At 73.8% G+C, this 25,723-nt stretch carries 23 protein-coding genes and 1 pseudogene; 11 read left to right on the forward strand and 13 right to left on the reverse strand.

Annotated features, from left to right (window positions below):
• Positions 1 to 10 precede the first annotated feature (10 nt).
• The gene (locus tag FHX45_RS05745) at positions 11 to 2,539 is read left to right on the forward strand and encodes a transglutaminaseTgpA domain-containing protein (RefSeq protein WP_167097321.1); all 2,529 of its coding nucleotides are present in this window, start codon (positions 11 to 13) and stop codon (positions 2,537 to 2,539) included.
• Here the strand turns inward: FHX45_RS05745 and FHX45_RS05750 are convergent.
• Complete coding sequence (locus FHX45_RS05750) at positions 2,505 to 3,653, reverse strand: MFS transporter (RefSeq protein WP_208405814.1); 1,149 nt, start codon at positions 3,651 to 3,653, stop codon at positions 2,505 to 2,507. The two genes, FHX45_RS05745 and FHX45_RS05750, sit on opposite strands and share 35 nt — an antisense overlap.
• A 30-nt stretch (positions 3,654 to 3,683) precedes the next feature.
• On the opposite strand from FHX45_RS05750, the gene FHX45_RS05755 reads away from it, so the two are divergent.
• Positions 3,684 to 4,730, forward strand: a complete 1,047-nt coding sequence (locus tag FHX45_RS05755; RefSeq protein WP_243868930.1) for a LacI family DNA-binding transcriptional regulator — start codon at positions 3,684 to 3,686, stop codon at positions 4,728 to 4,730.
• A 47-nt stretch (positions 4,731 to 4,777) separates the two neighbouring features.
• On the opposite strand, the gene FHX45_RS05760 is transcribed toward FHX45_RS05755, so the two are convergent.
• From FHX45_RS05760 to FHX45_RS05770, 3 genes and pseudogenes are all read right to left on the reverse strand, one after another.
• The gene (locus FHX45_RS05760; protein ID WP_167097323.1) at positions 4,778 to 5,158 is read right to left on the reverse strand and encodes a DUF3040 domain-containing protein; all 381 of its coding nucleotides are present in this window, start codon (positions 5,156 to 5,158) and stop codon (positions 4,778 to 4,780) included.
• A gap of 226 nt (positions 5,159 to 5,384) precedes the next feature.
• Positions 5,385 to 6,643 (reverse strand): annotated as a pseudogene (gene dinB / locus FHX45_RS05765) (DNA polymerase IV).
• Positions 6,644 to 6,680: 37 nt separating this feature from the next.
• Entirely contained in the window at positions 6,681 to 7,421 is a 741-nt protein-coding gene (locus FHX45_RS05770; protein ID WP_167097325.1) for a class I SAM-dependent methyltransferase, read from the reverse strand.
• A gap of 63 nt (positions 7,422 to 7,484) precedes the next feature.
• Between FHX45_RS05770 and FHX45_RS05775 the strand changes: the two genes are divergently transcribed.
• The 4 genes from FHX45_RS05775 to FHX45_RS05790 all read left to right on the forward strand — a co-directional run bounded on the left by FHX45_RS05775 (position 7,485) and on the right by FHX45_RS05790 (position 11,220).
• On the forward strand, positions 7,485 to 8,348 hold the full coding sequence (locus FHX45_RS05775) for an AAA family ATPase (protein WP_167097327.1): 864 nt from the start codon (positions 7,485 to 7,487) through the stop codon (positions 8,346 to 8,348).
• Positions 8,335 to 9,174 carry a DNA-formamidopyrimidine glycosylase family protein gene (locus FHX45_RS05780; RefSeq protein ID WP_167097329.1) on the forward strand — a complete coding sequence of 280 codons (840 nt, stop codon included), beginning with the start codon at positions 8,335 to 8,337 and terminating at the stop codon, positions 9,172 to 9,174. Before FHX45_RS05775 ends, FHX45_RS05780 begins: the two co-directional genes overlap by 14 nt.
• A 394-nt stretch (positions 9,175 to 9,568) precedes the next feature.
• On the forward strand, positions 9,569 to 10,126 hold the full coding sequence (locus tag FHX45_RS05785) for a GNAT family N-acetyltransferase (protein ID WP_167097331.1): 558 nt from the start codon (positions 9,569 to 9,571) through the stop codon (positions 10,124 to 10,126).
• Between the two features lie 14 nt (positions 10,127 to 10,140).
• Complete coding sequence (locus tag FHX45_RS05790; protein ID WP_167097333.1) at positions 10,141 to 11,220, forward strand: quinone-dependent dihydroorotate dehydrogenase; 1,080 nt, start codon at positions 10,141 to 10,143, stop codon at positions 11,218 to 11,220.
• Between the two features lie 91 nt (positions 11,221 to 11,311).
• On the opposite strand, the gene pspM is transcribed toward FHX45_RS05790, so the two are convergent.
• The 6 genes from pspM to rimO form a co-directional block, all read right to left on the reverse strand.
• On the reverse strand, positions 11,312 to 12,214 hold the full coding sequence (gene pspM, locus FHX45_RS05795) for a phage shock envelope stress response protein PspM (protein ID WP_167097335.1): 903 nt from the start codon (positions 12,212 to 12,214) through the stop codon (positions 11,312 to 11,314).
• Between the two features lie 23 nt (positions 12,215 to 12,237).
• Entirely contained in the window at positions 12,238 to 13,077 is an 840-nt protein-coding gene (locus tag FHX45_RS05800; protein WP_167097337.1) for a PspA/IM30 family protein, read from the reverse strand.
• A gap of 261 nt (positions 13,078 to 13,338) precedes the next feature.
• A complete protein-coding gene (locus FHX45_RS05805) occupies positions 13,339 to 13,788 on the reverse strand; it encodes a helix-turn-helix domain-containing protein (RefSeq protein ID WP_167097339.1) in 450 nt (149 codons plus the stop codon).
• Positions 13,789 to 13,883: 95 nt separating this feature from the next.
• On the reverse strand, positions 13,884 to 14,348 hold the full coding sequence (locus FHX45_RS05810) for a CinA family protein (RefSeq protein WP_167097341.1): 465 nt from the start codon (positions 14,346 to 14,348) through the stop codon (positions 13,884 to 13,886).
• Positions 14,345 to 14,968, reverse strand: coding sequence for a CDP-diacylglycerol--glycerol-3-phosphate 3-phosphatidyltransferase (pgsA, locus tag FHX45_RS05815; protein WP_167097343.1), 624 nt, complete (start codon positions 14,966 to 14,968; stop codon positions 14,345 to 14,347). The genes FHX45_RS05810 and pgsA overlap by 4 nt, the downstream gene beginning before the upstream one ends.
• A complete protein-coding gene (rimO, locus tag FHX45_RS05820) occupies positions 14,965 to 16,386 on the reverse strand; it encodes a 30S ribosomal protein S12 methylthiotransferase RimO (RefSeq protein WP_167097345.1) in 1,422 nt (473 codons plus the stop codon). Before rimO ends, pgsA begins: the two co-directional genes overlap by 4 nt.
• A 79-nt stretch (positions 16,387 to 16,465) precedes the next feature.
• On the opposite strand from rimO, the gene FHX45_RS05825 reads away from it, so the two are divergent.
• Positions 16,466 to 16,987, forward strand: coding sequence for an amino-acid N-acetyltransferase (locus FHX45_RS05825; RefSeq protein WP_167097347.1), 522 nt, complete (start codon positions 16,466 to 16,468; stop codon positions 16,985 to 16,987).
• A gap of 8 nt (positions 16,988 to 16,995) precedes the next feature.
• Here FHX45_RS05825 and FHX45_RS05830 read toward each other — a convergent pair whose 3' ends face one another.
• Entirely contained in the window at positions 16,996 to 19,488 is a 2,493-nt protein-coding gene (locus FHX45_RS05830) for a DNA translocase FtsK (RefSeq protein ID WP_167097349.1), read from the reverse strand.
• A gap of 119 nt (positions 19,489 to 19,607) precedes the next feature.
• Here FHX45_RS05830 and FHX45_RS05835 point away from each other — a divergent pair, with 119 nt between their 5' ends.
• The gene (locus FHX45_RS05835; RefSeq protein WP_167097351.1) at positions 19,608 to 20,417 is read left to right on the forward strand and encodes a lysophospholipid acyltransferase family protein; all 810 of its coding nucleotides are present in this window, start codon (positions 19,608 to 19,610) and stop codon (positions 20,415 to 20,417) included.
• Positions 20,418 to 20,435: 18 nt separating this feature from the next.
• On the opposite strand, the gene FHX45_RS05840 is transcribed toward FHX45_RS05835, so the two are convergent.
• Positions 20,436 to 21,617: an FAD-dependent monooxygenase gene (locus FHX45_RS05840; protein ID WP_167097353.1), complete on the reverse strand. Its 1,182-nt coding sequence runs from the start codon at positions 21,615 to 21,617 to the stop codon at positions 20,436 to 20,438.
• Positions 21,618 to 21,694: 77 nt separating this feature from the next.
• On the opposite strand from FHX45_RS05840, the gene FHX45_RS28570 reads away from it, so the two are divergent.
• From FHX45_RS28570 to FHX45_RS05855, 3 genes are all read left to right on the forward strand, one after another.
• On the forward strand, positions 21,695 to 22,297 hold the full coding sequence (locus FHX45_RS28570) for a TetR family transcriptional regulator C-terminal domain-containing protein (protein WP_167097355.1): 603 nt from the start codon (positions 21,695 to 21,697) through the stop codon (positions 22,295 to 22,297).
• Between the two features lie 177 nt (positions 22,298 to 22,474).
• Positions 22,475 to 23,086 carry an NAD(P)H:quinone oxidoreductase gene (wrbA, locus tag FHX45_RS05850; RefSeq protein WP_167097357.1) on the forward strand — a complete coding sequence of 204 codons (612 nt, stop codon included), beginning with the start codon at positions 22,475 to 22,477 and terminating at the stop codon, positions 23,084 to 23,086.
• 109 nt (positions 23,087 to 23,195) lie between these two features.
• Positions 23,196 to 24,155, forward strand: a complete 960-nt coding sequence (locus tag FHX45_RS05855) for an EamA family transporter (RefSeq protein ID WP_167097359.1) — start codon at positions 23,196 to 23,198, stop codon at positions 24,153 to 24,155.
• On the opposite strand, the gene FHX45_RS05860 is transcribed toward FHX45_RS05855, so the two are convergent.
• Entirely contained in the window at positions 24,152 to 25,705 is a 1,554-nt protein-coding gene (locus FHX45_RS05860; protein ID WP_341771361.1) for a substrate-binding domain-containing protein, read from the reverse strand. The two genes, FHX45_RS05855 and FHX45_RS05860, sit on opposite strands and share 4 nt — an antisense overlap.
• Positions 25,706 to 25,723: the final 18 nt, after the last annotated feature.

Genomic DNA, 25,723 nt, shown 5'->3' on the forward strand with positions numbered 1-25,723 from the left:
GGGGAACGCCGTGAGCCCCGGGACCGGCCGTCCAGCCGGCGCCGGCGGACCGGACGCGCCGCCGCCCGGCCCGCCCGAACTGCACCAGCCCAGCCGGCGCGTCGTGGAGCCGTCCCAGTGGCGGGGTTCGATCCTGCCCCCGGTGGCGGCCGGGCTGGCCACGCTCTGCGCGTCGACCTCGCTGACCGGCGTGGTCGGCGGCGTGGGCTGGCTCGGGTACGTGACGGTCGCCGTCGTCCTGGTCGCCGCCACCGGCCTGGCGCTGCGGGCGGTGCGCACCCCGACCGTCGTCGTCGGGCTGGCCCAGCTCGTCGTGCTGCTGTTGCTCATCACCGGCGTGTTCACCAGCAACGGCATCGTCGGCGTCATCCCCGGGCCGACCGCGCTCGACGAGCTCAACGGCGTCCTCACCGCGGCGTTCGACCAGATCCGCAGCGGCCTGCCGCCGGTCGACGCGACGCCGCCGATCCTGTGCCTGGTGACCATCGCGATCGGGCTGGTCGCGGTGCTGGTGGACACCCTCACGGTCACCGCCTCCGCCCCCGCGGCCACCGGCCTGGTGCTGCTGTGCGTCTACGCGGTACCGGCCTCGCTGGCCGACGGCATGCTGCCCTGGTGGACCTTCGTGCTCGGCGCGTCGGCCTTCGCCGGCCTGCTCGCGGTGGACGGCAACCATCGCCACCGCCGCTGGCGCAACCGGGACTCCCCCGGCCTCGGCAACGCACCGGCCGCCGCGTCCGCGCCGGTGGCCGTGATCGCGGTGGCGCTGGTGCTCGGCCTGGTCGCCGGCAGCGCGGTCACCGCGGTCGGCACGGTCGGACGGCTGCCGGGCAGCGGCCGCAGCGGCGCGGGAGCCGGATCCGGCGGGCTGGGCGTCAACCCGTTCACCTCGCTGCGGGGCATGCTCGACCAGGGCACCACGGTCGACCTGTTCCGCGTCCGCGGCCTGGGCAACGACAAACGCCTGCTGCGCGCGTTCACGCTCGACACCTACCGGCCCAACCGCGGCTGGAGCCTCCCGGACGGCCCGATGCCCGCCGGTTTCCCGGCGAACCAGCCGTTGCCGGCCGCGCCGGGCGACGACGGCGCCGGCGAGGCGCGCCAGATCCAGGTCGAGCCGCTGAACTGGGTGGACGTGTGGATGCCGGTGTACGGGCAGCTGCGCGGCCTGCAGGGCGTACCGCCGGGCTGGTACTACGACCCGGGCAGCGGCGCGGTGTTCAGCGAGCGCAAGCAGCGCATCGCGCCGTACCTGGAGTCCGCGTCGCTGGCCGAGCCGTCGAAGGACCGGCTGGAGTCGGCCGTCGCGGGCGGCGGTGACATCCCGGCGACCTACAGCCAGATCAGCGGCGTCGACCCGCGCGTGGTGACCCTGACGCAGAACCTCGCCGCGGGCGCGCGGACCGACTTCGACAAGGCGAGCGCGATCTGGCGGTACTTCAGCGCCGAGAACGGGTTCACCTACGACACGGCGACGGCCGCCGCGACCGACAGTGACGCCCTCGCCGACTTCCTGCTCAACGGCAAGCGCGGGTTCTGCGAGCAGTTCGCCTCCGCGATGGCCGTGATGCTGCGGGTGCTGCACCTGCCGGCGCGGGTGGCGGTGGGCTTCACCTCGGGCTACGCCGACGGCGACGCACGGCTGATCACCTCCCAGGACGCGCACGCGTGGGTCGAGGTGTACTTCCGCGACCTCGGCTGGGTCAGCTTCGACCCCACGCCACGCTCGGACGGTCGCGGCTACGTGCCGCCGTACCTGCAGTCCGGCGCCACCTCCAGCGGGTCCACCGGCTCCGAGGACGAGGACGTGCCGAGCGTGTCCACCACCCGGGTCGCCCCGAGCGGTGCGCCCGAGACGCAGGGCAGCGCGGCCCATCCCGGTGCCACGGAGGCCGCGCCGGCCGGTAGCGCACCCGGCTGGACCGGGTGGACCGCGCTGGTGCTGGTGCTGATCGCACTGGCCCTGACCGCCGGCGCGTTCGTGGCGATCCGCAAGCTGCGCGGCAGGCCGGCCGCGTGGCTGCCGCTGGCCTCGGCGGGGGCGTGGCTGGTCGCCGTGGTGCTGGCCGCCTGGCTGGTGCACTGGGTGCTCGCGCTGGTCCTGCTGCTGCTCGCGGTGGCCGGGCTGGCCCCGGCGGTGGTGCGGGAGATCCACCGGCACCGCCGCCTGACCGCGATCGGTGACGGCCGGCCGGGTGCGGCGGACGCGGCCTGGGCGGAGCTGATGGACGAGTGCATCGACCGCGGGACGCCGGTCCCGCCGAGCGACACGGTCCGTGCGGCGGCCCAGAAGCTCGCGACCCAGCACAACCTCGACGACGAGGGCAAGGCTCACCTGCGCACGGTGATCGGTGCGGTGGAGCGATCGTGGTACTCCCCGGCCGAGGCGATGGACGAGACCTTCGCCTCGGCGTTCCAGGGGCTGCAGCGCAGCTTGGAGCGCAACGCGCCGATGTCCTGGCGGGGACGGCTGTTCCCGCGTTCGGTGCTCCGCAGGCGACGGATCACCGCGTCCGGCAGAACGCCCGTGACCGGCTGACGACGGCGGTGGCGAGCAGCCCGCACACCGCCGCGACGGTCACGGCGAGCGGCAGCGCACCGTGGCCGAGCGCGGCGCCACCGACGCCGGCACCGGCGGCGATGCCGATCTGGAACGCGACGATGTAGACCGCGGACGCGAGATCAGGGTGGGTGGCGACGCGCAGGACCGCGGCCTGCAGCACCACCCCGATCCCGGCGGCCGGCAGCGCCCACAGCACGACCGCGGCTCCCGCGACGGCGCCGGAACCGGCGACCAGCAGCACGATCATGCACGCCGCGAGGCCGGCGGTGACGAGCAGCGCGGTCGCCCGCGGGCGGGCGTCCACCCCGCGCCCGATCAGTACCAGCCCGAGCAGGCCGGCCACCCCGTGCGCGAACAGCAGGGCCGACGTCGCCGGGCCGGTGAGGTGGGCGAACTCCGCGATGATCGCGGTGATGTAGGTGAACGCGGCGAAGTGCCCGGTCACCACGATCAGCGTGGCCAGGTTGACCGGCCACAGCGAGCGGTTCAGCGCTCCGTGCGGTCCCGCCGGTGCGCCGGCCGGCATCGGATCGACCGTCAGGCGGATCACCACCGCGGACACCGCCGCGGCGGCGGCGACCGTGAGGACCGTGGGGCGCCAGCCGATCGTGGCGCCGAGCCACGAGCTCAGCGGCAGCCCGAGGAGGAACGCCAGCGAGTTCCCGGCGAACACGACGGCGGTGGCGCGGCCGGCGCGGTCCGGCCCGAGCAGCCGGGCGGCCATCGCCGCGACCACCGACCAGAACACGCCGTGCCCGGCCGCGGCGACGAGCCGGGCGACCACCGCGACGGCGTATCCGGGCGCGGCCGCCAGCAGCAGGTTGGACACCGCGACCGCCGCCACCGTGACCAGCGCGGCCGTCCGGCGGTCCCAGCGCACGGTGAGCGCGACCAGCGGCACGACCGAGATCGCGACGACGAGGGCGTACCCGGTCATCAGCAGGCCGACGGCCGGCTCGGACACGGCGAACCCGGCCGCGAGCTGCGGCAGCAGCGCGACCGGCAGGTTTTCCGAGGTCACGGACACGAAACAGGCGGCGCTGAGGGCGGCCAGCGCCACCCCGGTCCGGGACGGGGTTCCGACTCGCATTGTGTAACGATACACATCTAGGCTGACGGCATGTCCAGTCCCGAATCGCGACGCGTCACGATGGCGGAGGTGGCTCGCCGCAGCGGCGTCTCGCCGATGACGGTGTCGTACTGCTACAACCAGCCGGACCGGGTGGCTCCGGACACCCTCCGCCGGGTGCGGGCGGTCGCCGCCGAGCTGGGCTACCGCGGGCCCGACCCGACCGCGCGGTCGCTGCGCCGCCGCCGCACCGGCACGATCGGTGTCGTCCTCGGCGAACACCTCGCGTACGCCTTCGAAGACCCCCAGGCCCGCGGCTTCCTGACCGGCGTCGCCGACGTGTGCCGCGAGCGCGGCACCGGTCTCAACCTCATCCCGACCACGGGCGCCGACACCGACGCCGAGCGCGTCCGGTCCGCTTCGGTGGACGGGTACATCGTCTGGACCACGGCAGACGCCGACCCGGTCCTCACGGTGCTGGCCGGGCTCGGCAAGCCGGTCGCCGTCCACGGCGGCCCCGCGATCCCCGGCGCGCGGCTGATCACGATCGGCAACCGCGCCTCCGCCCGCGAGCTCGCCGCACACACCTTCCGCGGCGCCCGCCGCCCGGCCGTGCTGAGCTTCCCGTTCGGCCGGGACCGCCGGCCGCGGTTGGAAACCGGGCCGGACCCGGAGGAGGTGGAGTTCCCGGTGACCCGGGACCGGCTCCGCGGCATCCACGACCACTGCCGCGACGCGGCCATCGACCCCGGCGCGCTGACGGTGGCGATCGCTTCCCGCAACGACCGGGCGGAGGCAGCCGCGATGGCCGACGCGCTGCTGGACACCGGCGCCGACGCCGTGGTCGCCATGAGCGACCAGCTCGCGTTCGCGGTGCTCGACGCCGCCGGCCGCCGCGGGCTGCACGTGCCGGCCGACGTGGCCGTCGCCGGCTGGGACGACGATCCGGATTCGGCGCGGGCGGGGCTGACCACCGTCACCCAGTCACTGCGCGACCAGGGCCGGTCCTGCGCGCTGATCGCGCTCGGCGAGCGCGTCCCGGACCGCCCGGCCGCCTGGACCGTGACGGTTCGCGCGAGCACCCGCCCACCCCAGTGAAAATGCCTGCGCCCCGGCACGGGCGCAGGCACTTCCCGGAAAAAGAACTACTGCTCCTCGAAGCGCTGGCGGAACCGCTCTTCCATCCGATGGGTGAAGGAGCTCTTCGCCTTGGCGCCCTTCGCGCCGCCCTTGCCCTCGCCCCCGCCACGGCCGGACATGACCGCGAGCACGACGCCGGCGAACATCACGACGAAACCGAACACGCTCATCAACGGCACGTCGGCGACCCACAAGGCCCGTACCATCACACCCAGTACGAGCAGGGCGACACCGACGACGAACAGCGCGATCCCCTGGATTCGGCGCCGGCGGGCGGGCCGGCGGAACCGGGCACCACGCACCGTAGACGCGAACTTGGGGTCCTCGGCATAGAGCTCGCGCTCGATCTGGTCGAGCAGCCGCTGCTCATGCTCGGAGAGTGGCATTTTTCCTCCTCCGGCACAGCTGTCGCGGGCGCCGGGCCGCGCAACGTCCTGGACCCAACAGACACCCCTAGTGGTGTCACCCTCCAGGATACGAGTCCTTCGCGATCAGGACTACCCGATCCCGCGTCATCCTGTGCCCCGTTCGGCTCAAAATCTCCCCGTTGTCCTGGGCGCTGGTGGCTTCAGCCGTGCTGTCGCCGTCTCCTGGCCCAACGTTTCACCCGGCTCAGGGTTCCCTCCGGGAGGGATCAGGGTTTCCCCCGAGCAGCGAAGCCGGGCGCACCGCCGCGGAACCGAACTTCGACCGTGCCACGTCGGCCGCCACCTCCGCGTCGCGCCACCGCGGCGCGGGCTGGTCGAACGTCAGCTGCTCCGGCTCGGCCTCGCCGGTGAGCCCCTCCACCCGGACACCGAGGAGGCGGACCTGCGCGCCGGCGGCCGCCTCGGCCAGCAGCACGACGGCCGTGGCGTGGATGACGCGGGCGACGTCGGTGGCGGAGGGGAGGGTGCGCGACCGGGTGATCGTGCGGAAGTCGGCGAACCGCACCTTGATCGACACCGTGCGGCCGCGCAGCCCGCGGCGCCGCAGGCTCGCCGCGACGCGCTCGGCCAGGCGCAGCAGCTCCCGTTCGAGGACCCGTGGCTCACGCTGGTCGGTGTCGAAGGTGTGCTCGGCGCCCAGTGACTTCTCCGGCGAGCCGACCACGACCCCGCGCTCGTCGCGCCCGTGCGCCAGTGCGTGCAGGTGCTCCGCGCTCGCGTTGCCGACCGCCTTGCGCAGCCGCGGCAGCGGTGCCGCCGCGATGTCGGCGATGGTGGCCAGCCCGAGCCGCCGCAGGCTCTCCTCGGTCTTGCGCCCCACTCCCACAGCGCCGAGATCGGCAACGGGTGCAGGAACTCCAGGGTCTGCCCGGCCGGCACGACCAGCACGCCGTCCGGCTTGGCCATGCCGGAGGCCAGTTTCGCCACGAACTTCACCGAGGCCACGCCGACGGAGCAGGTGATGCCGTGTTCGGCCCGCACCCGCCCGCGGATCAGCGCGGCGATGCCCGCCGGAGTCTCGCCGAGCCGCCGCAACGCGCCGCCGACGTCGAGGAACGCCTCGTCCAGGCTCAGCGGCTCCACGAGGGGCGTGAGCTCGCGGAAGATCGCCATGACGCCCTTCGACACCTCGCCGTAGAGCCCCGGCGTGGGCGGCAGGAACACCCCGTGCGGGCACAGCCGGCGCGCCACCGCGACCGGCATCGCCGCCCGCACGCCGTACTCGCGCGCGGGGTAGTTCGCCGACGTCACCACCGACCGCGGACCGGCGCCCGCCACGATCACCGGCCGGTCCACCAGCTCCGGCCGGGTGCGCAGCTCCACGGCCGCGAAGAACGCGTCCATGTCGACGTGCAGCAGCCCGCAGCCGGTGTCGTCCGGTGTGTGCCCCGCGCTCACCCGGAACCGCTCGTACCCGGCCGGCAGCGCCGCATTCCTACCCATCGCGGACGAGCCTACGCAGGGGGTCCGACAATTCCGGTCAGCGGCGAGCCAGCAGGTGCAGGCGGCTGGCCAGCTCACGCAGCGGCGGCATCGCGCCCGCGGCGGCCTCGAAATCCGCGAGGTCGTCGGCCGAGTACTGCTCCGACCCGACCTCGCCGAGCACGTCCGACACCACGCCGTCGCCCTGCAGGAGCTCCACCCGCAGCCCGGCACCGGCCAGCAGGCCGCGCAGGCCGTCGGCGTCGAAGCGCCGCAGCAGCGTCTCGCCGTCGTCGGCGAGCACCCCCTCGGAGCTGGTCAGCAGCGCGTGCGCCTCGCGCACGCGGCCACTCAGCGCGCGGTGCAACGCCGCGGCGTGCCGGTTGGCGGCCAGCACGGAGACCGCGCCGCCGGGCGCGACCACGCCGGCCATCGCGGCGACGACGGCCGCCGGGTCGTCGACCACCTCCAGCAGCCCGTGCGCCAGCACCAGGTCCGCCGACTCCGCGGGGATGCGGGCAGCGAGCGCGTCGGTGTCGTCGGCCACCACGGTGATCGCCGCGCCGACCCCGGCCTCCTCGGCGCGCCGCCGCAGGGTCGCCAGCGCGTTGGGGCTCGGCTCGACCACCGTCACCCGGCAGCCCTCGGCGGCCAGCGGGACCGCCCACACCCCGCTGCCACCACCGACGTCGACAACCGCCGGCTCGCGGGTCCCTCGCTCCCGCGCCCGGTCGAGCTCGGCCCGCAGTGCCCGCCAGACCGTGCCGGAGCCGCGCGCTGTCCCGGTGTCCGTTCGCATGGCGGACAGCGTAGTGAGCCCGGTCCGGAGGCCCGGCGTGGCACTCCGGCTACGCTCGCAACCGTGCACACGGTCGCCGTACTCAGCCTCAAGGGTGGTGTCGGCAAAACCACCGTCGCGCTCGGCATTGCTTCGGCTGCGCTGCGTAGGGGAACGCGGACGCTGGTGGCCGATCTGGACCCGCAGGGCAACGCCACCGCCACCCTCGACCCGCCCTACACCACGGCCACGCTGGCCGATGTGCTCGCCGCCCCGGTCCGCGAGGTGCTGCAGCGGGCCGTCGCGCCGAGCGCGTGGAGCCCCGAGGTGGACGTGCTGGTCGGGGCCGAGGAGCTGGAGCTGCTCAACGAGCCGGGACCGGACGACGACAAGGTCGGCCACCTCTCCCGGGCCCTGGACGAGCTGCACGACCGCCCGCTGCGCGGCCGCCCGTACGAGCTGACGATCCTTGACTGCCCGCCCTCGCTCGGGCGGCTGACCAAGTCGGCCCTGGTCGCCGCCGACAGCGCGATCCTGGTGACCGAGCCGACGATGTACGCGGTGAGCGGCGCGCAGCGGGCGCTGGAGGCGATCGAGCGGATCCGCGACGAGCACAATCCGGAGCTGAAGGCGGCCGGGGTGCTGGTGAACCGGCTGCGGCCGCGCTCCCACGAGCACCAGTTCCGGATCGCCGAGCTGCGCGAGTCCTTCGGCACGCTGGTGATGCCCACCGCGATCCCGGACCGGCTCGCGGTGCAGCAGGCGCAGGGCGCGTGCAGCCCGATCCACGAGTGGCACTCCCCCGGTGCGCAGGAGGTGGCGCTGACCTTCAACATGGTGCTGGCCAAGATCCTGCGTTCGAACCGCGCCGGCCGGCACCGCATCGACCACGATCCGGGCGACCCGGCCGGCCGGACGGCGCGGACCGCGGACGATGCCCGAAGGTGACACCGTCTTCCTGGCGGGCCAGAAGGTCGGCAAGGCGCTGGCGGGCCGGGTGCTGACGCGCACCAACTTCCGGCACCCGGCGCTCGCCACGGCCGACCTGACCGGCTCGACGGTGCTCGGCGTGCGCACGGTCGGCAAGCACCTGTTCTTCCGCTTCTCCGGGGAGCTGAGCCTGCACAGCCACCTGAAGATGGACGGCGCGTGGGAGATCTCCCGGCCCGGCGCGCGCTGGCGGCACCCGGCCCACCACGCGCGGGTCGTGCTCGAGGCCGGCGGCGTGCAGGTGGTCGGGTTCCGGGTGCACGACCTGGAACTGCTGCCCACCGCAGAGGAGTCCCGGCTGGTCGGGCACCTCGGACCGGACCTGCTCGATCCACAGTGGAGCGCCGGGCACGAGTCCCGCGCGATCGCGGCGCTGGCCGCCGAACCCGGCCGCGAACTCGGCCTGGCGTTGCTCGACCAGCGGGTGATGGCCGGGGTGGGCAACCTCTACAAGTGCGAGATCTGTTTCCTGCTCGGCGTGACCCCCTGGACGCCGGTGTCCGAAGTGGACGCCGTTGCGGTCGTGCGGCTGGCGCGGAAGCTGCTGCTGGCCAACGCCTGGCGGCACGAACAGAGCACCACCGGCGACCTCACCCGCGGACGCCGCAACTGGGTGTACGAGCGAACCAGGCAGGGTTGCTTCCGGTGCGGGACCCGGGTCCAGGTGGCGGGCCAGGGCCGGGATCCCCGCGACGTGCAGGCACGGCCGACCTGGTTCTGCCCGCGGTGCCAGCGCGGGCCGTCGCCGCAGCCGCGCAGCCGCGCGGTGCCGGACGCCCGGTAGCCGCGCCTTGGCCACCCGATCGGGTACACCTGGGCGGATCAGCCCATTCCCGCTGTCGTCCGCGAACCGGGTGAGAACGCCCACGCCGACCGCCGCGGAAATCCGGTTGCCGCAGCGGCACCGGCGCGCCTAGCGTTGCTGGTACACGGGAAAGGAGGTGGTCCAAAGTTGTGTAGCAACGGGACTCGTGAGGTGGCTGTCCGCTAGCGGATGCCACACCCTGGACTGCTGGTGAATACCAGACAGCCACCGCCCCCCGGCGTTTCCGAGCACTGGTCCGGCTCGGGCCCGAACGACTGACGACGGTCGGGAGTCGCGCCGGGGGTTCCCCCCAATCCCCTAATTCGCCCGAAAGAGCCCGCGGTAATCGTCCGTGAGGCGCTATTCTTCGCCGGTGCTGCAGCCCGCGTACCCGCTGAAAACCGCACGGCTGATCCTCCGTCCGTTCGCGCAGTCGGACTTGAACGCACTCCATTCGTTCCAGTCCCACCCGGACGTGACCCGCTACTTCTTCGGGGAGCCGCGTACCCGGGCCGCGACCGCCGCCGCGCTCAGGGACAAGATCGCCCGCTCGACGCTGACCGAGCCCGGCGAGTACCTCGCCCTCGCCGTCGAACTGATCGACACCGGCGAACTGATCGGTGACCTCACGTTGCGCTGGGCCAGCAGTGAGCACGCCAGCGGCGAGATCGGGGTCGCCGTCCACCCCCGCCACCACGGCAAGGGCTACGCCGCGGAGGCGGTCGGCGAACTGCTCCGGCTCGGCTTCGACGAGCTGGGCCTGCACCGCATCTACGGGCGCTGCGACAGCCGCGAGGTGGCCTCGGCGTCCCTGATGGAGGCGCTCGGCATGCGGCGCGAGGCGCACCTGCGGGAGAACGAGCTCGTCAAGGGCGAATGGACCGACGAACTCGTCTACGCCATGCTGTCGTCGGAGTGGAACCGGCGCTGAGCGAAGATGGGACCGTGCTCTTCGACAGGCTGATCCGTCCCACGCTCTACCGGCTCAACGGCAACGACCCCGAGCGGGTGCACGAACGCACCCTGGCCGTCCTCGCGCGGCTGTCCGACGTCCCGCCCGCACTGGCCGCGGTCCGGCGCCGGTTCGCCGTCGCGGACCCGGTGACGCTGTTCGGGCTGCGCTTCGCCAATCCCGTCGGCCTGGCGGCCGGCATGGACAAGGACGGGCGGGCGCTCGCCGCGTGGCCCGCGCTGGGGTTCGGCTTCGTCGAGGTGGGCACGGTGACCAGGCTGGCACAGCCCGGCAACCCCCGGCCGCGCCTGTTCACGCTGCCGCGGAGCGACGCCGTGATCAACCGCATGGGGTTCAACAACTCCGGGGCCGCCGCGCTCGCCGCGCGACTGGCCGCCAAGGGAAAACCGGACATCCCGCTGGGCGTGTCGATCGGCAAGTCCAAGGTGACCCCGCTGGCGGACGCGGTCGCCGACTACCAGGAGTCGCTGCGGGCGCTGTACCCGTGGGCGGACTACTTCGCGATCAACGTCAGTTCCCCCAACACCCCCGGCTTGCGGTCACTGCAGGACCGGTCGGCGCTGGCCGAGCTGCTCGCCGAGCTGGCCCGCACCGGCGGGGAGCTGGCCGCGGCCGCCGGGAAGCCGGCGACACCGCTGCTGGTCAAGGTCGCGCCCGACCTGACCGACGAGGCACTCGCGGAGCTGCTGGAGGTGTGCGACGAGCACGGGGTGTCCGGGATCATCGCGACCAACACGACGCTGCGCCGGGACGGGCTGGCCACCGCCGAGGCCGCCCTGGGCGCGGAAACCGGTGGGCTGTCCGGGCGGCCGCTGACCGAGCGGGCGCGGGAGGTGGTGCGCTTCGTGCACAAGCAGACCGCGGGTGCGGTGCCCATCATCGGGGTCGGTGGCATCGCCACCGCCGACGACGCGCAGCGGATGCTCGACGCCGGGGCCAGCCTCATCCAGGTCTACACCGCGTTCGCCCTGCACGGACCCGGGCTGGTGCGCCGCCTCAACCGGACGCTGGCCGGTGCCCGCGCACCCGAGAACGCCGAGCACACCGGCTGACGCGCGAGATCTCGTGTCGCGACACGCGGTCCACAATCCACAGTGCCCGGTCCGGACAGCACGGCGCGGCTCGCCTGCCGGGCGCCGCAGGTCAGGCCAGTTCGCGCAGCGCCAGCGCCAGCCCGGCCAGCCGGTCGGTCGCATCGGTCAGGAACAGGCGTGAATCGGCCAGGCCGTGGCTGCTGGCGGCCACGGCGCGGCCCGCCGCGGCGACCAGTGCGGCGAAGTTCTCCACCCCGTCCTCGAGCTGCGCACGCAGCGTCCCGAGCGCCGAGTCCAGCGCGGCCCGCTCGCCCGCCGGCGCGGCATCGCGGGCCCGCTCGATCGTCTGGATCCGCAGGGCCAGCGCCCGCAGCGCCGTGGCCGCCTCCGCGGCCGTGGACCGGGCGTCGGCCACCGAGTACTCCGGCACCGGCGCGGCACCCAGCGCCGACGGCTCGGACAGCTGCCGCAGCAGGTCGGCCAGCGTGGCCTCGCACTCGGCGAGCTTGCGCATCGGAGCGCGCGCCACGGAACGGGCCGGCGGCAGCGACGGCGGCGCCGTGCTGACCGGCAGCACCGTCCGGTTCAGCTGCCGCAGCCGCAGCCCCGACCGCACCGACAGCGTCGTGAAGACGACGGTCCCGAAGAGGCCAGGCAGCGCATCGACCACGCCCCCGGCGAGCCCGAGGAAGCCGATCACGACCCACAGCACGCACAGCACCGCACCCATGATCCACAGGGTCAGTGCACGCGACGTCCGCCGCTTGCTCCGAACCAGCCGCGCCTCGGGCGAGTTCCACGCCACCCATTTCGAGCGGGCCTCCGCCAGCACCGGCAGCGCCTGGGACACCACCCGGGGCCGGGTGGCGGCACCAGTGCCCTGCTGCTCCGGCGGCAGGTACCGCTGCAGCTTCTCCTGGGCACGCTGCGCGTAGTCGGGCAGGCGCTCGATGTGCTTTTCCAGCTTCGCCTGGAACTGCGCGAAGTCCCGCCTGCCCGACGTCCCCGACATCCGCGAGATCACCGCCTACCCGCTCAAGCCTGGTTCTTCTGCTGCTGCTCGGCCTGGACGCGCGACTCGATCTCACGCTGGATGTCCGCGCCGGCCGAGGCCGCCTTCTCGCCGGAACCGGAGGTGACCTGCGCCACCGACTCACCCCGCATGGAGGCCCGGATCTGCTCCAGCCGCGAGCTGCCGGCCATCTGCGTGGTGGCCTGCTGCACCTCGAGCATGCGGCCCTGCACCGAGTTCTGCGCCAGCTCGGCCTGGCCCAGCGCGGTGGTGTAGCGGCGCTCGATCTTCTCCCGCACCTCCTCCAGCGACGGGGTGTTGCCCGGCGCGGTGAGCTGCGACATCTGGTTCAGCGACGCCGACACCTGCTCCTGCATCTTCGCCTGCTCCAGCTGCGAGAGCAGCTTGGTGCGCTCGGCCAGCTTCTGCTGCAGCATCGCCGAGTTGCGCTCGACGGCCTGCTTCGCCTGCCCCGCGGCCTGCAGTGCCTGGTCGTGCAGCGTCTTGAGATCCTCGATGCTCTGCTCGGCCGTCACCAGCTGGGTGGCGAACGACTCGGCGGCCACCTCGTACTGCTGCGCCTTCTGCTCGTCCCCCTTGGCGCGCGCCTCGTCCGCCAGCACCAGCGCCTGACGCGCCGACGCCTGCAGCTTCTCCACCTCGGCGAGCTGGCGGTTGAGCTTCATCTCCAGCTGCCGCTGGTTACCGATCACCGCGGCGGCCTGCTGGGAGAGCGCCTGGTGGTTGCGCTGCGCCTCCTCGATGGCCTGCTGGATCTGCACCTTCGGGTCGGCGTGCTCGTCGATCTTCGACGAGAACGACGCCATGAGGTACTTCCAGAACTTCACGAAAGGGTTGGCCATCTCCTCCGCCTGCCTTCTAGATCCCTGCCTGGGTGTCGCCGATGGTCGGGCCGGCGGCACACTCCCCTGTCCGAGCAACGCCCCGACCCCGGAATGGGTTCCATCGTGTCAGGTCGCGCGCGGGTGTTCCAGGCGACCCCGGGGGTTTTCCGGGACTACCCTGACCGGGGGCTACGGATGCGCACACGTGAAAGCCACCGCCCGGGCGCGGGACGCCCGGACGGTGGCTCCGGATCCGATCTGTCTGGCCGGCCTGACCGATCAGGCCGCGACCATCTTGGGTGCGTGGATCGTGGTGCGCAGCGACGGCCCGACCCGCTGGCCGGAAACCCGCAGGTCCGTAAGGTCGTTGCCGATCATGCCCTCGATGAGGCGCCCGCCCTCGAGCCGCCCGGCCGGGCCTGCCGGCTCCTCGCTCCGCCGCGCCCGGCCCTCGCCGTCGGCGGTCTCGGCCATCGTCGGCACGTCCACGCTGTCCAGCGCGGAGATGTCGGCGGCGACGTTGCTCAGCAGCTCCGCCAGCGGGAGCTCGAGCGCCTCGCAGATGGACGCCAGCAGCTCGCTGGACGCCTCCTTCTGCCCGCGCTCCACCTCGGACAGGTAGCCGAGGCTGACCTTGGCGGCGCGGGAGATGTCGCGCAGCGTGCGACGCTTGTTGGTGCGGGCGTGCCGGAGCCGGTCGCCGATCGCCTCGCGCAGGAGCACGGTCATCGCGCGCCTCCCTTCCTGATACCGACCACGTTACCCAGTTCGGGCACCTCCCCGCAGCCGTTGACACGGTGGTACGCCCAGGGCGAACGCCCCGATCAAGTGAGATGTTCCCCCAGCAGGTCCAGCGCGGCCGTCACCGACGCGCGCCGCACGGCGTCCCGGCCGCCGTCGAACCGGTGCGTGCGGACGTCCCGGCCTCCCGGCCCGGCCAGCCCGATGTGCACGGTGCCGGGAGCGACGCCGTCCTGGGGATCCGGCCCGGCCACCCCGGTCAGGCCCAGCCCCCAGTCGGCTCCGCAGCGCCGCCGCGCGCCCTCGGCGAGCTGGGCGGCCACCTCGGGGTGGACCGCGCCGTGCGCGGCCAGCAGCGCCGGATCCACCCCGGCGAGGGCCGCCTTGAGGTCGGTGGCGTAGACCACCAGGCCACCGCGGACGACCGCACTGGCCCCGGGCACCTCGGTCAGCGCCGCCGTGACCAGCCCGGCGGTCAGGGACTCCGCGGTCGCCACCGTCTGCCCCAGCCGGCGCAGCGCGGCGACCACCGGGCGAGCCGAGGTCATGCCCGCGCCGCCGCCCGCAGCCGCACCGCGCGCACGACGTAGTCGGCGCCCGTCACCACCGTCAGCAGCACCGCCAGGCTCATCAGGGCCCACCGCGCCGGCAGCGCGCCGTCCGGCAACGGCAGCAGGAAGGTCACGATCGCCAGGATCTGCGTCATCGTCTTGGCCTTGCCGCCGCGGCTGGCGGGGATCACGCCGTGCCGGATCACCCAGAACCGCAGCAGCGTCACACCGATCTCGCGGACCGCGATCACCACCGTCACCCACCAGGGCAGCTCGCCGAGCAGGCTCAGGCCCACCAGTGCGGCGCCGATCAGCGCCTTGTCGGCGATCGGGTCGGCGATCTTGCCGAAGTCGGTGATCAGCCCGTAGCGGCGCGCGACCCAGCCGTCCACCTGGTCGGTGAGCGACGCGACGGCGAACAGGACGGTCGCCCCGATCCGCCATCCGGTGTCCGCGCCGCCGCCGGCGAACAACGCCAGCACGAACAGCGGGACCAGGACGAGCCGGGACAGAGTCAGCAGGTTCGCCACGTTGAGCGTGGGCACCGGCGTCGGCTCAGGATGCGGACGGCGAGCCGCCCCGCCCGCCTGGGCCGACTCCTCCGCCGCGGAGCTCATGGGCCGGCGTCCGGCTCGACGAGCAGGTCGACACCCGCGGTGTCGACGACGCGGCAGCGCACCATCCGGCCCACCTCGAGACCTTCGCCGTCCAGGATCACGCACGCCCCGTCGACCTCGGGTGCCTGGTGCGCGGCACGACCGGAGATCTCGTCCGCGCCGGCCTCCTCGACCAGCACGTCCACGATCTCGCCGACGCGGTCCTCGGCACGCTGCGCGGTCAGCTCCTCGACCAGGGCGGACACCCGCGCGACGCGTTCGGCGACCACCTCCGGGCCGACCTTGCCGTCGAAGGTCTCCGCCTCGGTGCCGTCCTCGTCGGAGTAACCGAACACGCCCACCGCGTCCAGGCCGGCCTCGGTGAGGAAGTGTTCGAGCTCGGCGACGTCGTCCTCGGTCTCACCCGGGAACCCGACGATGACGTTGCTGCGGATGCCCGCCTCCGGCGCGTACTCGCGGATCTGCTGGATCAGCGCGAGGAACGACTTCGTGGAGCCGAACCGGCGCATCCGGCGCAGCACCGTCTCGCTGGAGTGCTGGAAGGACATGTCGAAGTAGGGCGCCACACCCGGCGTCGTCGCGATCACGCGGACCAGATCGGGCCGGGTCTCGGCGGGCTGCAGGTAGGACACCCGCACCCGCTCGACACCGTCGAGTCCGGCCAGCCGCGGCAGCAGCCGCTCCAGCGCGCGGGTGCCACCCAGGTCGCGGCCGAGGTCCTTGCCGTAGGAGGTGGAGTTCTCGCTGACCAGGAACAGTTCCTTCACGCCCTGCCCGGCCAGCCACGCCGCCTCGGCGACGATCTCGTCGGGGTGGCGCGAGACGAACGAGCCGCGGAACGACGGGATCGCGCAGAACGAGCAGCGCCGGTCGCAGCCGGAGGCGATCTTCAGCGCGGCGACCGGCGAGTCCGACAGCCTGGTGCGCAGCACGCGCGGGCCCCAGCCGTGCCCGGGGATGGACACGTCGTCGGTGGCGGCGGACCGCTCGACCGGGGTGATCGGCAGCAGCTTGCGCCGGTCGCCGGGCGTGTGCGAGGCGACCGTCCGCCCGGCGGCGACGTCGTCGAGGCGGGCGGCCAGGTCGTGGTAGTGGTCGAACCCGAGCACCGCGTGGGCCTCCGGCAGGCTCTCCGCCAGCTCGGCGCCGTACCGCTCGGCCATGCAGCCGACCGCCACGACCTTCGCGCCGGTGTCGGCGGCGGCCAGCAGCGTGTCGACCGAGTCCTTCTTCGCCGACTCCACGAAGCCGCAGGTGTTGACGACGATGACGTCGCTGCCCTCCGGTTCGGCGGCCAGCTCCCAGCCACCCTCGGCCAGCCGGCCGGCCAGCTCCTCGGAGTCCACCTCGTTGCGGGCACAGCCCAGCGTCAACAGGGAGACACGACGGCCGGGAGATCCGGTGGCGGCAGAAGACACGGCACTCAGGGTAGCTGGCGCGGGCGGGCGTGGCCGAACCCACTGCGACAGCGGCCGCCGCGCCCGATACGGTCGATCGGTGCACGGTGATCCTTCCCCTACCGTCGAGATCCGGCGGGCCCGGGTCGCGGACGTCCGCAAGATCAAGGCTCTGGTGGACGCGGACGCCGGGCGGGTGCTCCTGGAAAAGGAGCTCGTCACCCTGTACGAGGACATGCAGGAGTTCTGGGTCGCCGACCTCGGCGGCGAGCACGGTGACATCGTCGGCTGCGGCGCGCTGCACGTCCTGTGGGAGGACCTCGCCGAGATCCGCACCGTCGCGGTGGACAAGCGGATGCGCGGCCTGGGCATCGGGCACCGGATCGTGGCGCAGCTGATCTCGCTCGCGCGCGAGCTCGGGCTGCGCCGCATCTTCGTGCTCACCTTCGAGACCAGTTTCTTCGGCAGGCACGGGTTCCGCGAGATCGACGGCACGCCGGTGCCGGGACCGGTGTACGAGGAGATGCGCCGCTCGGTCGACCCTGGCGTGGCCGAATTCCTCGAACTCCCTTACGCCAAGCCGAACACGCTCGGCAACACGCGCATGCTCCTGGAGCTGTAGCGCGGCTCCTAGTCCTCGCCGTCCCCGCCGGCGTCCGGCGCGGAGCCGCCGCGGATGAGCATGAGGGTGCCCTCCAGGTCCTCGGGCTTGACGAGGACGTCGCGCGCCTTCGACCCCTCCGACGGGCCCACCACGCCGCGCGTCTCCAGCAGGTCCATCAGACGGCCGGCCTTGGCGAACCCGACCCGCAGCTTGCGCTGCAGCATCGAGGTCGAGCCGAACTGGGACGTGATGATCAGCTCCGCCGCCTGCAGCAGCACGTCGAGGTCGTCCCCGATGTCCGGGTCGATCTCCTTCTTCTCGCCGGCCTTGGCCGCGGTGACGCCCTCGGTGTACTCCGGCTGCGCCTGCTCCTTGGTGAAGTTGACGATCGAGGCGATCTCGTCGTCACCCACGTAGGCACCCTGGATGCGCACCGGTTTGCCCGCGCCCATCGGCAGGTACAGCCCGTCGCCCATGCCGATCAGCTTCTCGGCGCCCGGCTGGTCCAGGATGACGCGCGAGTCGGTCAGCGACGAGGTGGCGAACGCCAGCCGCGACGGCACGTTCGTCTTGATCAGGCCGGTCACCACGTCCACCGACGGCCGCTGCGTGGCCAGCACCAGGTGGATGCCCGCGGCGCGGGCCTTCTGGGTGATCCGGACGATGGCGTCCTCGACGTCGCGGGGCGCGGTCATCATCAGGTCGGCCAGCTCGTCGACGATCGCCATGATGTAGGGGTACGGGCGGTACACGCGCTCGCTGCCCGGCGGCGCCTGGATCTCCCCGGACTTGACCTTCCGGTTGAAGTCGTCGATGTGGCGCACCCGGTTGGCCTGCATGTCCTGGTAGCGCTGCTCCATCTCCTCCACCAGCCAGGCCAGCGCGGCGGCGGCCTTCTTCGGCTGGGTGATGATGGGCGTGATCAGGTGCGGGATGCCCTCGTACGGCGTCAGCTCGACCATCTTCGGGTCGATCAGGATCATCCGCACCTCGTCCGGGGTGGCCCGGGACAGCAGCGACACCAGCATCGAGTTGACGAAGCTCGACTTACCGGACCCGGTGGACCCGGCCACCAGCAGGTGCGGCATCTTCGTCAGGTTCGCGGTGACGAAATGGCCCTCGATGTCCTTGCCCAGCCCGATGACCATCGGGTGGTTGTCCTCGGCCGCGGTCGAGGACCGCAGCACGTCGCCGAGGCGGACCATCTCGCGGTCGGAGTTGGGCACCTCGATGCCGACCGCCGACTTCCCCGGGATCGGCGCGAGCAGGCGCACGTTGTCGGTGGCCACCGCGTAGGCGATGTTCTTGGTCAGCGCGGTGATCTTCTCGACCTTCACGCCCGGGCCCAGCTCGACCTCGTAGCGCGTCACCGTGGGACCCCGGGTGAACCCGGTGACCTGCGCGTCGACGTTGAACTGCTCCAGCACGCCGGTGATCGCCTCGATCATGGCGTCGTTGGCCTTGCTGCGGGTCTTCGGCGCGTCACCCAGCTGCAGCAGGTCGGGCGGCGGCAACGTGTAATCGCCCTCGACGGTGCGGGTCACCGACAGCGGCCGATCGGCCTGCCCGGCCTTGCGTGGTTTCTTCTCCGGCACCTCGGCCGGCACCGGCTTGGGCGCGCGGGCCGGGGCCGGCGGCTCGGCGAGCGCGGCGTCGATGTCCAGCTGGCCGGGCTCGGCCACGCTGGCCTGACGGCGGCGCGACGGCTTGCGCAACCGGACGGCCTTCGGGTCGGCCCCGGCGATCTCGTCGGGTTCACCGCGCTGCCCGGCGCGCGCCTCCTCCTCGGCCAGCTCCTCGGGGTCGAGTCCCCAGGTACGCACGAGGTGCGGGATGTCGCGGATCCGGGTGCCGGTGAACACCAGCAAACCGAACGCGAGCGCGAGGAACAGCAGCGGCACCGCGACCCAGGCCGTCAGCCCCTGCGCGAGCAGGTCACCGGAGAGGTACCCGATGATCCCGCCCGCGTAGCGCTGGTACCCGGTGTCCTGCGGGCGCCCGTTGAACAGGTGCAGCAGGCCCAGCAGCGCGAGGACGCCGAGCACCGTGCCGATGACCATGCGCGGGCGGATCTCCGGCTGCGGCTCGGTCCGCATCAGCGTCACGGCCGTGACCGCGAGCGCGAGCGGCAGCGTGACCGCGCCGGCACCGAAGATCGTTCGGGTGCCCAGCTCGACGTAGCCACCGACCGGCCCCGCCGCGCGCCACCACACCCCGGCGGCGACGATCACGGCGAGCGCGAGCAGGCCCAGGGCGAGACCGTCGCGGCGGTGTTCCGGTTCCAGCTCACGGCCCCGGCCGGCCGTGCGCACCAGGCTGCCCAGACCCTTGGCCAGCAGGTTCCAGCCGCCGCGGACGGCCTTGCTGAAGGTCCCCGCCTTCCTGCGGGGCGCGGGCCTGCGGGCACGGGAGGCCGCGGGCCGGGACTTGGCCGCGCGGCGCGCGGGCCTGCGCGCGGTACTGCCCTTGCCGCCGGTCCGTTTCGTGCCGCCGCTCCTCGTCGCCGCCCCGCTAGCCATGCCTTCTACGGTAACCGCCCAGCCCCAGCAACCCCAGGTGCCACACTCGGCACACCGGGAACTTTCCCGGTGGCGACGGACCTTGATCGGCCATCCCGGTGATCTGAGATGCTGACGGCATGTTCGCGCTGCACTCCGACGACACCGGGCAGACCCGCCGCAGGCCACCCGCGGTGTGGCGGACCATGACCCGGCTGGACCAGGGGCTGGTGTCGCTGACCGGCCGGCTGCGGATCACCGGGGGGATCGCACCCGCGCTGCGCGGACGGCCGTTTCTGATGGCCGCCAACCACATCGGCGTGTTCGACCCGTTCGTCCTGATCGCGGCGTGCCGGCGGATCGGCTTCGCGCCGCGGTTCCTGCTGGCCGGCGGGATCCTGGACGCGCCGGTGATCGGGCCCGCGCTCAAGGTGAGCGGGCACATGCGGATCGATCGCGGCAAGTCGAGTGCGGTGGAGCAGTTCGCGCAGGCCGTGCAGGAGATGCGGACGACTCCGAGCCCCATCATCGTCTACCCGGAGGGCCGGATCAGCCGCGAGGCGGGTCTGTGGCCGGAGCGCGGCAAGACGGGGGCCGCGCGCCTGGCGATCGCCGCCGGGGTGCCGGTCGTGCCGGTCAGCCAGTGGGGCGCGCACGAAGCCGTGTACTGGGGCACCGAGCGGGTCGAGGGGCCCGCGGACCTGCTGCCGCTGGCGCGGTCGGGCCTGACCGCACCCCTTCGCCGCCCGACGTACCGGGTGCACTTCGGCGAGCCGGTCGACCTGAGCGACGTCGAGCCGGGCCGGCCGGGCGCCGGGGTGCGCGCGCACGCCAAGATCATGCGCGCGATCACCGCCGGGCTGGTCCCGCTGCGCCGCGACGAGCCCGACACGCCCCGCTTTCACGACCCGACCCGCCCCACGGACACCGTCAGCCCCTGGCGGCCCTGACCGGCCGGCCGGGCGCCGTCAGCGCCGTGGGCGCCGCCCAGCTTCCGCGGCACCGGGAGGCTGCCAGTCGAGCACCGATGCGAACGAGGCGAGCACCACCCCGTCCGGGACGAGCCGCAGCAGGCGATCGCGCAGCCGGCGACCGGGCTCCCAGGCGCACTGCGCGACCACCCCGATGCGCCGGGAGCGGCGCGCGATCATCCGGGTGCGGGGACGACGTTCCCGGTCGTAGGCGGCCAGCGCCGCGGGGACCGAGGCGTGCGTGTCCAGCAGCGCGGCCAGGGTGACGGCGTCCTCCAGCGCCTGGTTGGCGCCCTGCCCCAGGTTGGGGGTCATCGCGTGTGCGGCGTCGCCGAGGAGCGCCACCCGTCCGGTCGCGTACGCCGGCAGCGCGGGCAGCTCGTAGATGTCGTGACGGAGGACAGCCTCCTCGGTGGCGGCCGCCAGCAGCGCCGGGATCGGGTCGTGCCAGTGCCCGAACCGGCGGCGCAGCTCGGCCAGCTCACCGTCGGGGGCGCGTTGCCCGGGGGGAACGCTCGCGACTCCGAAGAGGTAGGTGTGCCCGCCGGGAAGCGGCGCGATGCCGACGCGCTCGCCACGTCCGAAGGTCTCCCCGCCGCCCGCGGGCGCACTGGCCGGCACGACCGTGCGCCAGGCGGTGTATCCGGCGTAGCGGGGTTCCGGCGCGCCCGGCCACATCGCGCGGCGGACCGTGCTGCGGATGCCGTCGGCGCCGACGAGCAGGTCGGCGCGGAGCGTGCCGTGGGAGTGCTCGACGCGTACCCCGGAAGCGTCGGCGCCGACCGCGACCGCGGCGGTCCCGGTCCGCACCACGCCGCCGGGCAGGGCCTGGCGCAGGATCGCCATCAGATCCGCGCGGTGCACGACCACGACCGGGCCGTAGCGCCGAGCCACCTCGCCCGTGTCGGTCCGCGAGAGCCAGCGCCCGGACACGTCGCGAATGCCCGCGACGGTCTCCGCCAGGGCCTGCTCCCGCACCCGGGCGCCGAGGCCCAGCGCATCCAGGGCACGCAGGCCGTTGGGCCACAGCGACAGGCCCGAGCCCGCGTCGCCGAACACCTCCGCCCGTTCCAGCACCCGCACCCGCCAGCCGCGCCGGCTCAGGGCGACGGCGGTGGCGAGCCCACCGATCCCGCCGCCGGCGACGACCGCTGTCCGTTCCGGCTCTTCCCGGCCCATGGTGACCACCCCTCTACATCTGTAGTAACAGCTTCGACTCTACACTTGTAGAGCCAGCCCACAGCGAGGGAGACGACGTGACCCGCAGCACGACGCGACGGCAGGAACTCGCCGACGCCGCCATCGCCACGCTGGCGCGTTCCGGCACGCGCGGACTGACCCATCGTGCGGTCGACCAGGCCGCCGGCGTGCCGGAGGGCTCCTGCTCGTACTACTTCCGCACCCGTCAGGCCCTGCTGCAGGCCACGATCGAGCGACTGGTGGAGGTGGACAGCGCCGACCTCGCTGCCCAGCCGGCCGTCCTGGGCGGGACCGCGGACCCGGACGCAATCGCCGACGCCGCCGTGGACGTCGTCGCGCACTGGATCAGCGCGTCCCGCGAGCGGATGCTGGCCCGCTACGAGCTCATGCTGGAGGCGAGCCGGCGCCCCGAGCTCCAGGCCGTCTTCACCGCCGCCCGCGACCACTACCGTGCGCTGGCGGCGGACACCCTCCGCGCCCTCGGCGCCATCGATCCGGAGGGGCAGGCCCAGCTGTTCATCGCCTGCCTCGACGGCCTGGTCTTCCGCCACCTGACCGGCGCCGACCCGCTCACCGCATCCCGCGGCGAGCAGCGGCGCGCGATGCGTGACCTGCTCCGCGGGTTCACCCGTCCCGCCGCCGACGACCCCGCGGGGTGAACCGGTCCACGTGGGTCTCCTCCAGCCGGCGTTCCACGACGCCGGCGCCGACCCGTTCGCGTCCCCGTCCCGGTGGGCCAGGGGCTCGTCGAGCGCCGGCTCGGCCAGGTCTTCCCGGCCGGATGCGGGCACTTCCAGATACTGGAACCGCGGTCACGATCGCCTAGGGTGGCGATCGTGACCACCCGCGTTCTCGTCGTGTACTACAGCGCCACCGGCAACACCGCGAAGCTGGCCGCCGCGCTGGCGGACGGGGCCGCGGACGCCGGCGCCGAGGTCCGCGTCCGTGGCGTCGCCGAAACCGCGCCGCCGGAGGCGATCGCCACCAACCCGCGCTGGCAGGCGTGGGTGGACTCCGGACCGCACGACGAGCTCGCGACCCTGGCCGACCTGGAGTGGGCCGACGGTCTTGCGATCGGCAGCCCGACCCGGTTCGGCGGGCCGGCGAGCCAGCTCAAGTCCTTTCTGGACAGCACCGGTGGCCTGTGGGCCAAGGGAAAGCTGGCCGACAAGGTCGGCACGTCGTTCACCACCGCGTCGACCGCGCACGGCGGGCTGGAGGCGACCGTGCTGGCGATGAACAACATCTTCTACCACTGGGGCGCGATCGTGCTGCCACTCGGCTACGGGCAGCCGCACCTGCTCGAGTCCGGGAACCCCTACGGCGGCTCGTTCGTGTCGCGCAAGTCGGCCGAGCCGGACAAGGAGTCGCTCGAGGCGCTGCGCATCCAGGGCACGCGGCTCGCCACGATCGCCGGGTACGTCCGCGTCGGGCGCAGCGGCGCCTGAACACGCAGGCACCCGCTCGTGCCGGTAACCAGCCATCGAGTTTGACCGGTTAGCCGAGGCCGTCCGGAACGCGGTACCGCCGCGGCGGCGGGCATCCTAGGGTGGCCTGGTGGTCACCGAAATTCCCGCGCTCGCGCCGACGTTCGTCCCGCACCGCCGGCGGGGCACGGCGCTGATCCTGGTCTCCTCGCTCTGCTTCGGCAGCTCCGGCACCATCGCCAAACCGGCGATGCTCGCGGGGCTGTCCGCCGAACAGGTCGCGGCGGCGCGGGTCGGGCTCGCCGCGCTGGTGCTGGCGGCCGGGGTGGCCCTGGTGAAGCCGTCGTTGCTGCGCGTCCGCCGCGCGGAATGGCCCCTGCTGCTCGGGTACGGGCTGCTCGGCGTCGCGGGGGTGCAGCTGTGCTACTTCGTCGCCGCGGGACGGCTGCCGGTCGGCATCGCGATCCTGCTCGAGTTCACCTCCCCCGTGCTGATCGCGCTGTGGACGCGGTTCGTCCGCGGGGTGCGGCTGCCGGGCCGCATGTGGGCCGGGATCGCGCTCGCCATGGCCGGTCTCGCCGGGGTCGCCCAGGTGTGGCAGGGGCTCAGCCTGGACGCGGTGGGCCTGCTCGCCGGCCTCGGCGCGGCGCTGTGCTCCGCGGCGTACTTCCTCCTCGGCGAGCACGGCGTGAGCACCCGCAGCCCGATCGGCATGGTCACCTGGGGGATGGTCATCGGCGCGGTCGCGGTGTGCGCGGTGGCCCCGCCGTGGACGATGCCCGGCGACGTGCTCACCGCGTCCGCCGCGATCGGCCCGTGGCACGCGCCGGTGTGGCTGCTGCTGGTCGCCGTCGCGGTGTGGTCGACCGTGCTGGCCTACGCGATCGGCCTCTCCGCGCTGCGGCATCTGCCCGCCGCCGTCGCGAGCGTGATCGGCCTGCTCGAAGCGGTCGTGGCGACCGCCACGGCGTGGGCCTTGCTGCACGAGACCCTGGACTGGCCCCAGCTGGCCGGGGCGGTGGTCCTGCTCGGCGGGGCGCTGATCGTGCAGCTGAACTCGCCGCGGCCGCAGGTTCCGGACGCCCCCTAGGCCCCGGTCAGCCGCGCCAGCGCGGTGTAGAACACGTCGGTGATCCGGGCCGGGTCCGGGGCCGCGAACGCCTGCCCCGACGTCGGCGCGGCGATCGCCGCCAGCTCGGTCACGTCGACGTCCGGCCCGACGCCGATCCCGACGATCGCCACCGGCCGCGCCGGATCGGCCAGCCGGGCCAGCTCCGCCACCAGCGCGTCCCGGCCGGTGCCGGCCACGTCGTCGTTGCGGCCGTCGGTGAGGACGACGACCAGGTTGAGCCGCCCGGGCTGCCACTCCGCGGACGCCAGCCGGTAGGCGGCCAGCACGGTGTCGTACAGCCCGGTGGCACCGCCCGGCGCCGGCTCGATCGCCCGCAACCGGTCCGCCGCGCCGGCGGCGAGCTGCTCGCTCACCGGCCGCAGCGGCAGCAGCTCGCGGTAGTCCCGGTCGCCGTCCAGCCGCCTGGCGAACTCCCACACCGCGATTTCCGAGGTGGGCTGGAACAGCCCGAGCGCGCGCGCCGCCGCGTCGGTGGTGAGCTGCATCCGGGTCCGGCCGGTGCCGGGTACCACCGCGGTCATCGAGTCCGACACGTCGATCAGCACCCGGGCGTGCGAGCTGGAGTTGATCCGCGCCCACTGGCCGAGCAGGGCGTCCACGTCGGCACCGGGCGGTGCCGGGGCCGGGGGCTGGGCCCGGCTGCTGACGCCGGGCGCCGCACCGTCCCGCAGGTATCGCCCGTCCGGGGTGCGGAACCCGGCCTCGGCGAGTGCGTTCTGCCCGTCCGGGCCGAGCAGTGCCGAGCGCAGCTGCCCGGCGGCGGCACGCTGGTCCTCCCCCGCGCCGCCGAGCACGGCGAACGGGTAGTCCAGGGCGGGCGCCTCCGGCTGGTAGCTGGCGACCAGCCGGCCGCCACGCTCGTTGTGGCGCACCAGCGCGTCCTCCGGCACCGGGAACCCGCTCAACGGCTGCGCCGGATCACCGAGCCGGGCGAACAGGTCACCGGTCGCCGGCAGCGCGTTCGGGGACAGGCGGCGCAGCGCCGCGGCGTAGCCGTCCGCGGCCGGCACCGCGGCCCGGATGCCGATCAGCGCGGACAGGCCGGCCGGATCACGCCCCGGATCGGGCACCCCCAGCGTGAGGCCGGGCGCGGTCAGCACGTCCGCCCACCCCGGTGCCCGCTGCGGCCAGCCGAGCCCGGCGGCGGCCTGCGCGGTCAGCGCGAACACCACTGGTGAGCTGGCGATGCTGGTGCCACCGGCGACCCCGCTCGCGGTCCGCCGCAGCTGCCACCCCGACTCCGCGATCCACACGTCGGGGAGGACGCCACCGGGCCGCGCCAGCGACTGCGCCACCGTGGGCGGGTCGACGGCGTTGACCTCGAAAGCCGCGCACCCGGACTGGGCCACGCGGCGCGCGACCTGCGCGACTACCGGGGCGACCGCGGGCGCCGCGGCGACCCGGACCACCACGGGCCGGTCGCATCCGCTCCGGCCGCGCACCACGCCGGCCGTGGTCCAGGCGGTCCAGGCGGCCCCGGCGAGCAGGACGAGGACGCCGGGGATCACCCAGGCCCGCGACGGTGA

This window comes from Amycolatopsis granulosa (genome assembly GCF_011758745.1).
Taxonomy (GTDB): domain Bacteria; phylum Actinomycetota; class Actinomycetes; order Mycobacteriales; family Pseudonocardiaceae; genus Amycolatopsis_E; species Amycolatopsis_E granulosa.

Excerpts from the sequence above, each read along its gene's own strand:
- FHX45_RS05755 (WP_243868930.1), top strand. The coding sequence starts at position 3,684 with ATGTCCAGTCCCGAATCGCGACGCGTCACGATGGCGGAGGTGGCTCGC.
- FHX45_RS05810 (WP_167097341.1), bottom strand. The coding sequence starts at position 14,348 with ATGACCTCGGCTCGCCCGGTGGTCGCCGCGCTGCGCCGGCTGGGGCAG.
- FHX45_RS05800 (WP_167097337.1), bottom strand. The coding sequence starts at position 13,077 with ATGGCCAACCCTTTCGTGAAGTTCTGGAAGTACCTCATGGCGTCGTTC.
- FHX45_RS05780 (WP_167097329.1), top strand. The coding sequence starts at position 8,335 with ATGCCCGAAGGTGACACCGTCTTCCTGGCGGGCCAGAAGGTCGGCAAG.
- FHX45_RS05835 (WP_167097351.1), top strand. The coding sequence starts at position 19,608 with ATGTTCGCGCTGCACTCCGACGACACCGGGCAGACCCGCCGCAGGCCA.
- FHX45_RS05770 (WP_167097325.1), bottom strand. The coding sequence starts at position 7,421 with ATGCGAACGGACACCGGGACAGCGCGCGGCTCCGGCACGGTCTGGCGG.
- FHX45_RS05760 (WP_167097323.1), bottom strand. The coding sequence starts at position 5,158 with ATGCCACTCTCCGAGCATGAGCAGCGGCTGCTCGACCAGATCGAGCGC.
- pgsA (WP_167097343.1), bottom strand. The coding sequence starts at position 14,968 with ATGAGCTCCGCGGCGGAGGAGTCGGCCCAGGCGGGCGGGGCGGCTCGC.
- FHX45_RS05805 (WP_167097339.1), bottom strand. The coding sequence starts at position 13,788 with ATGACCGTGCTCCTGCGCGAGGCGATCGGCGACCGGCTCCGGCACGCC.
- FHX45_RS05840 (WP_167097353.1), bottom strand. The coding sequence starts at position 21,617 with ATGGGCCGGGAAGAGCCGGAACGGACAGCGGTCGTCGCCGGCGGCGGG.
- pspM (WP_167097335.1), bottom strand. The coding sequence starts at position 12,214 with ATGTCGGGGACGTCGGGCAGGCGGGACTTCGCGCAGTTCCAGGCGAAG.
- FHX45_RS05750 (WP_208405814.1), bottom strand. The coding sequence starts at position 3,653 with ATGCGAGTCGGAACCCCGTCCCGGACCGGGGTGGCGCTGGCCGCCCTC.
- FHX45_RS05830 (WP_167097349.1), bottom strand. The coding sequence starts at position 19,488 with ATGGCTAGCGGGGCGGCGACGAGGAGCGGCGGCACGAAACGGACCGGC.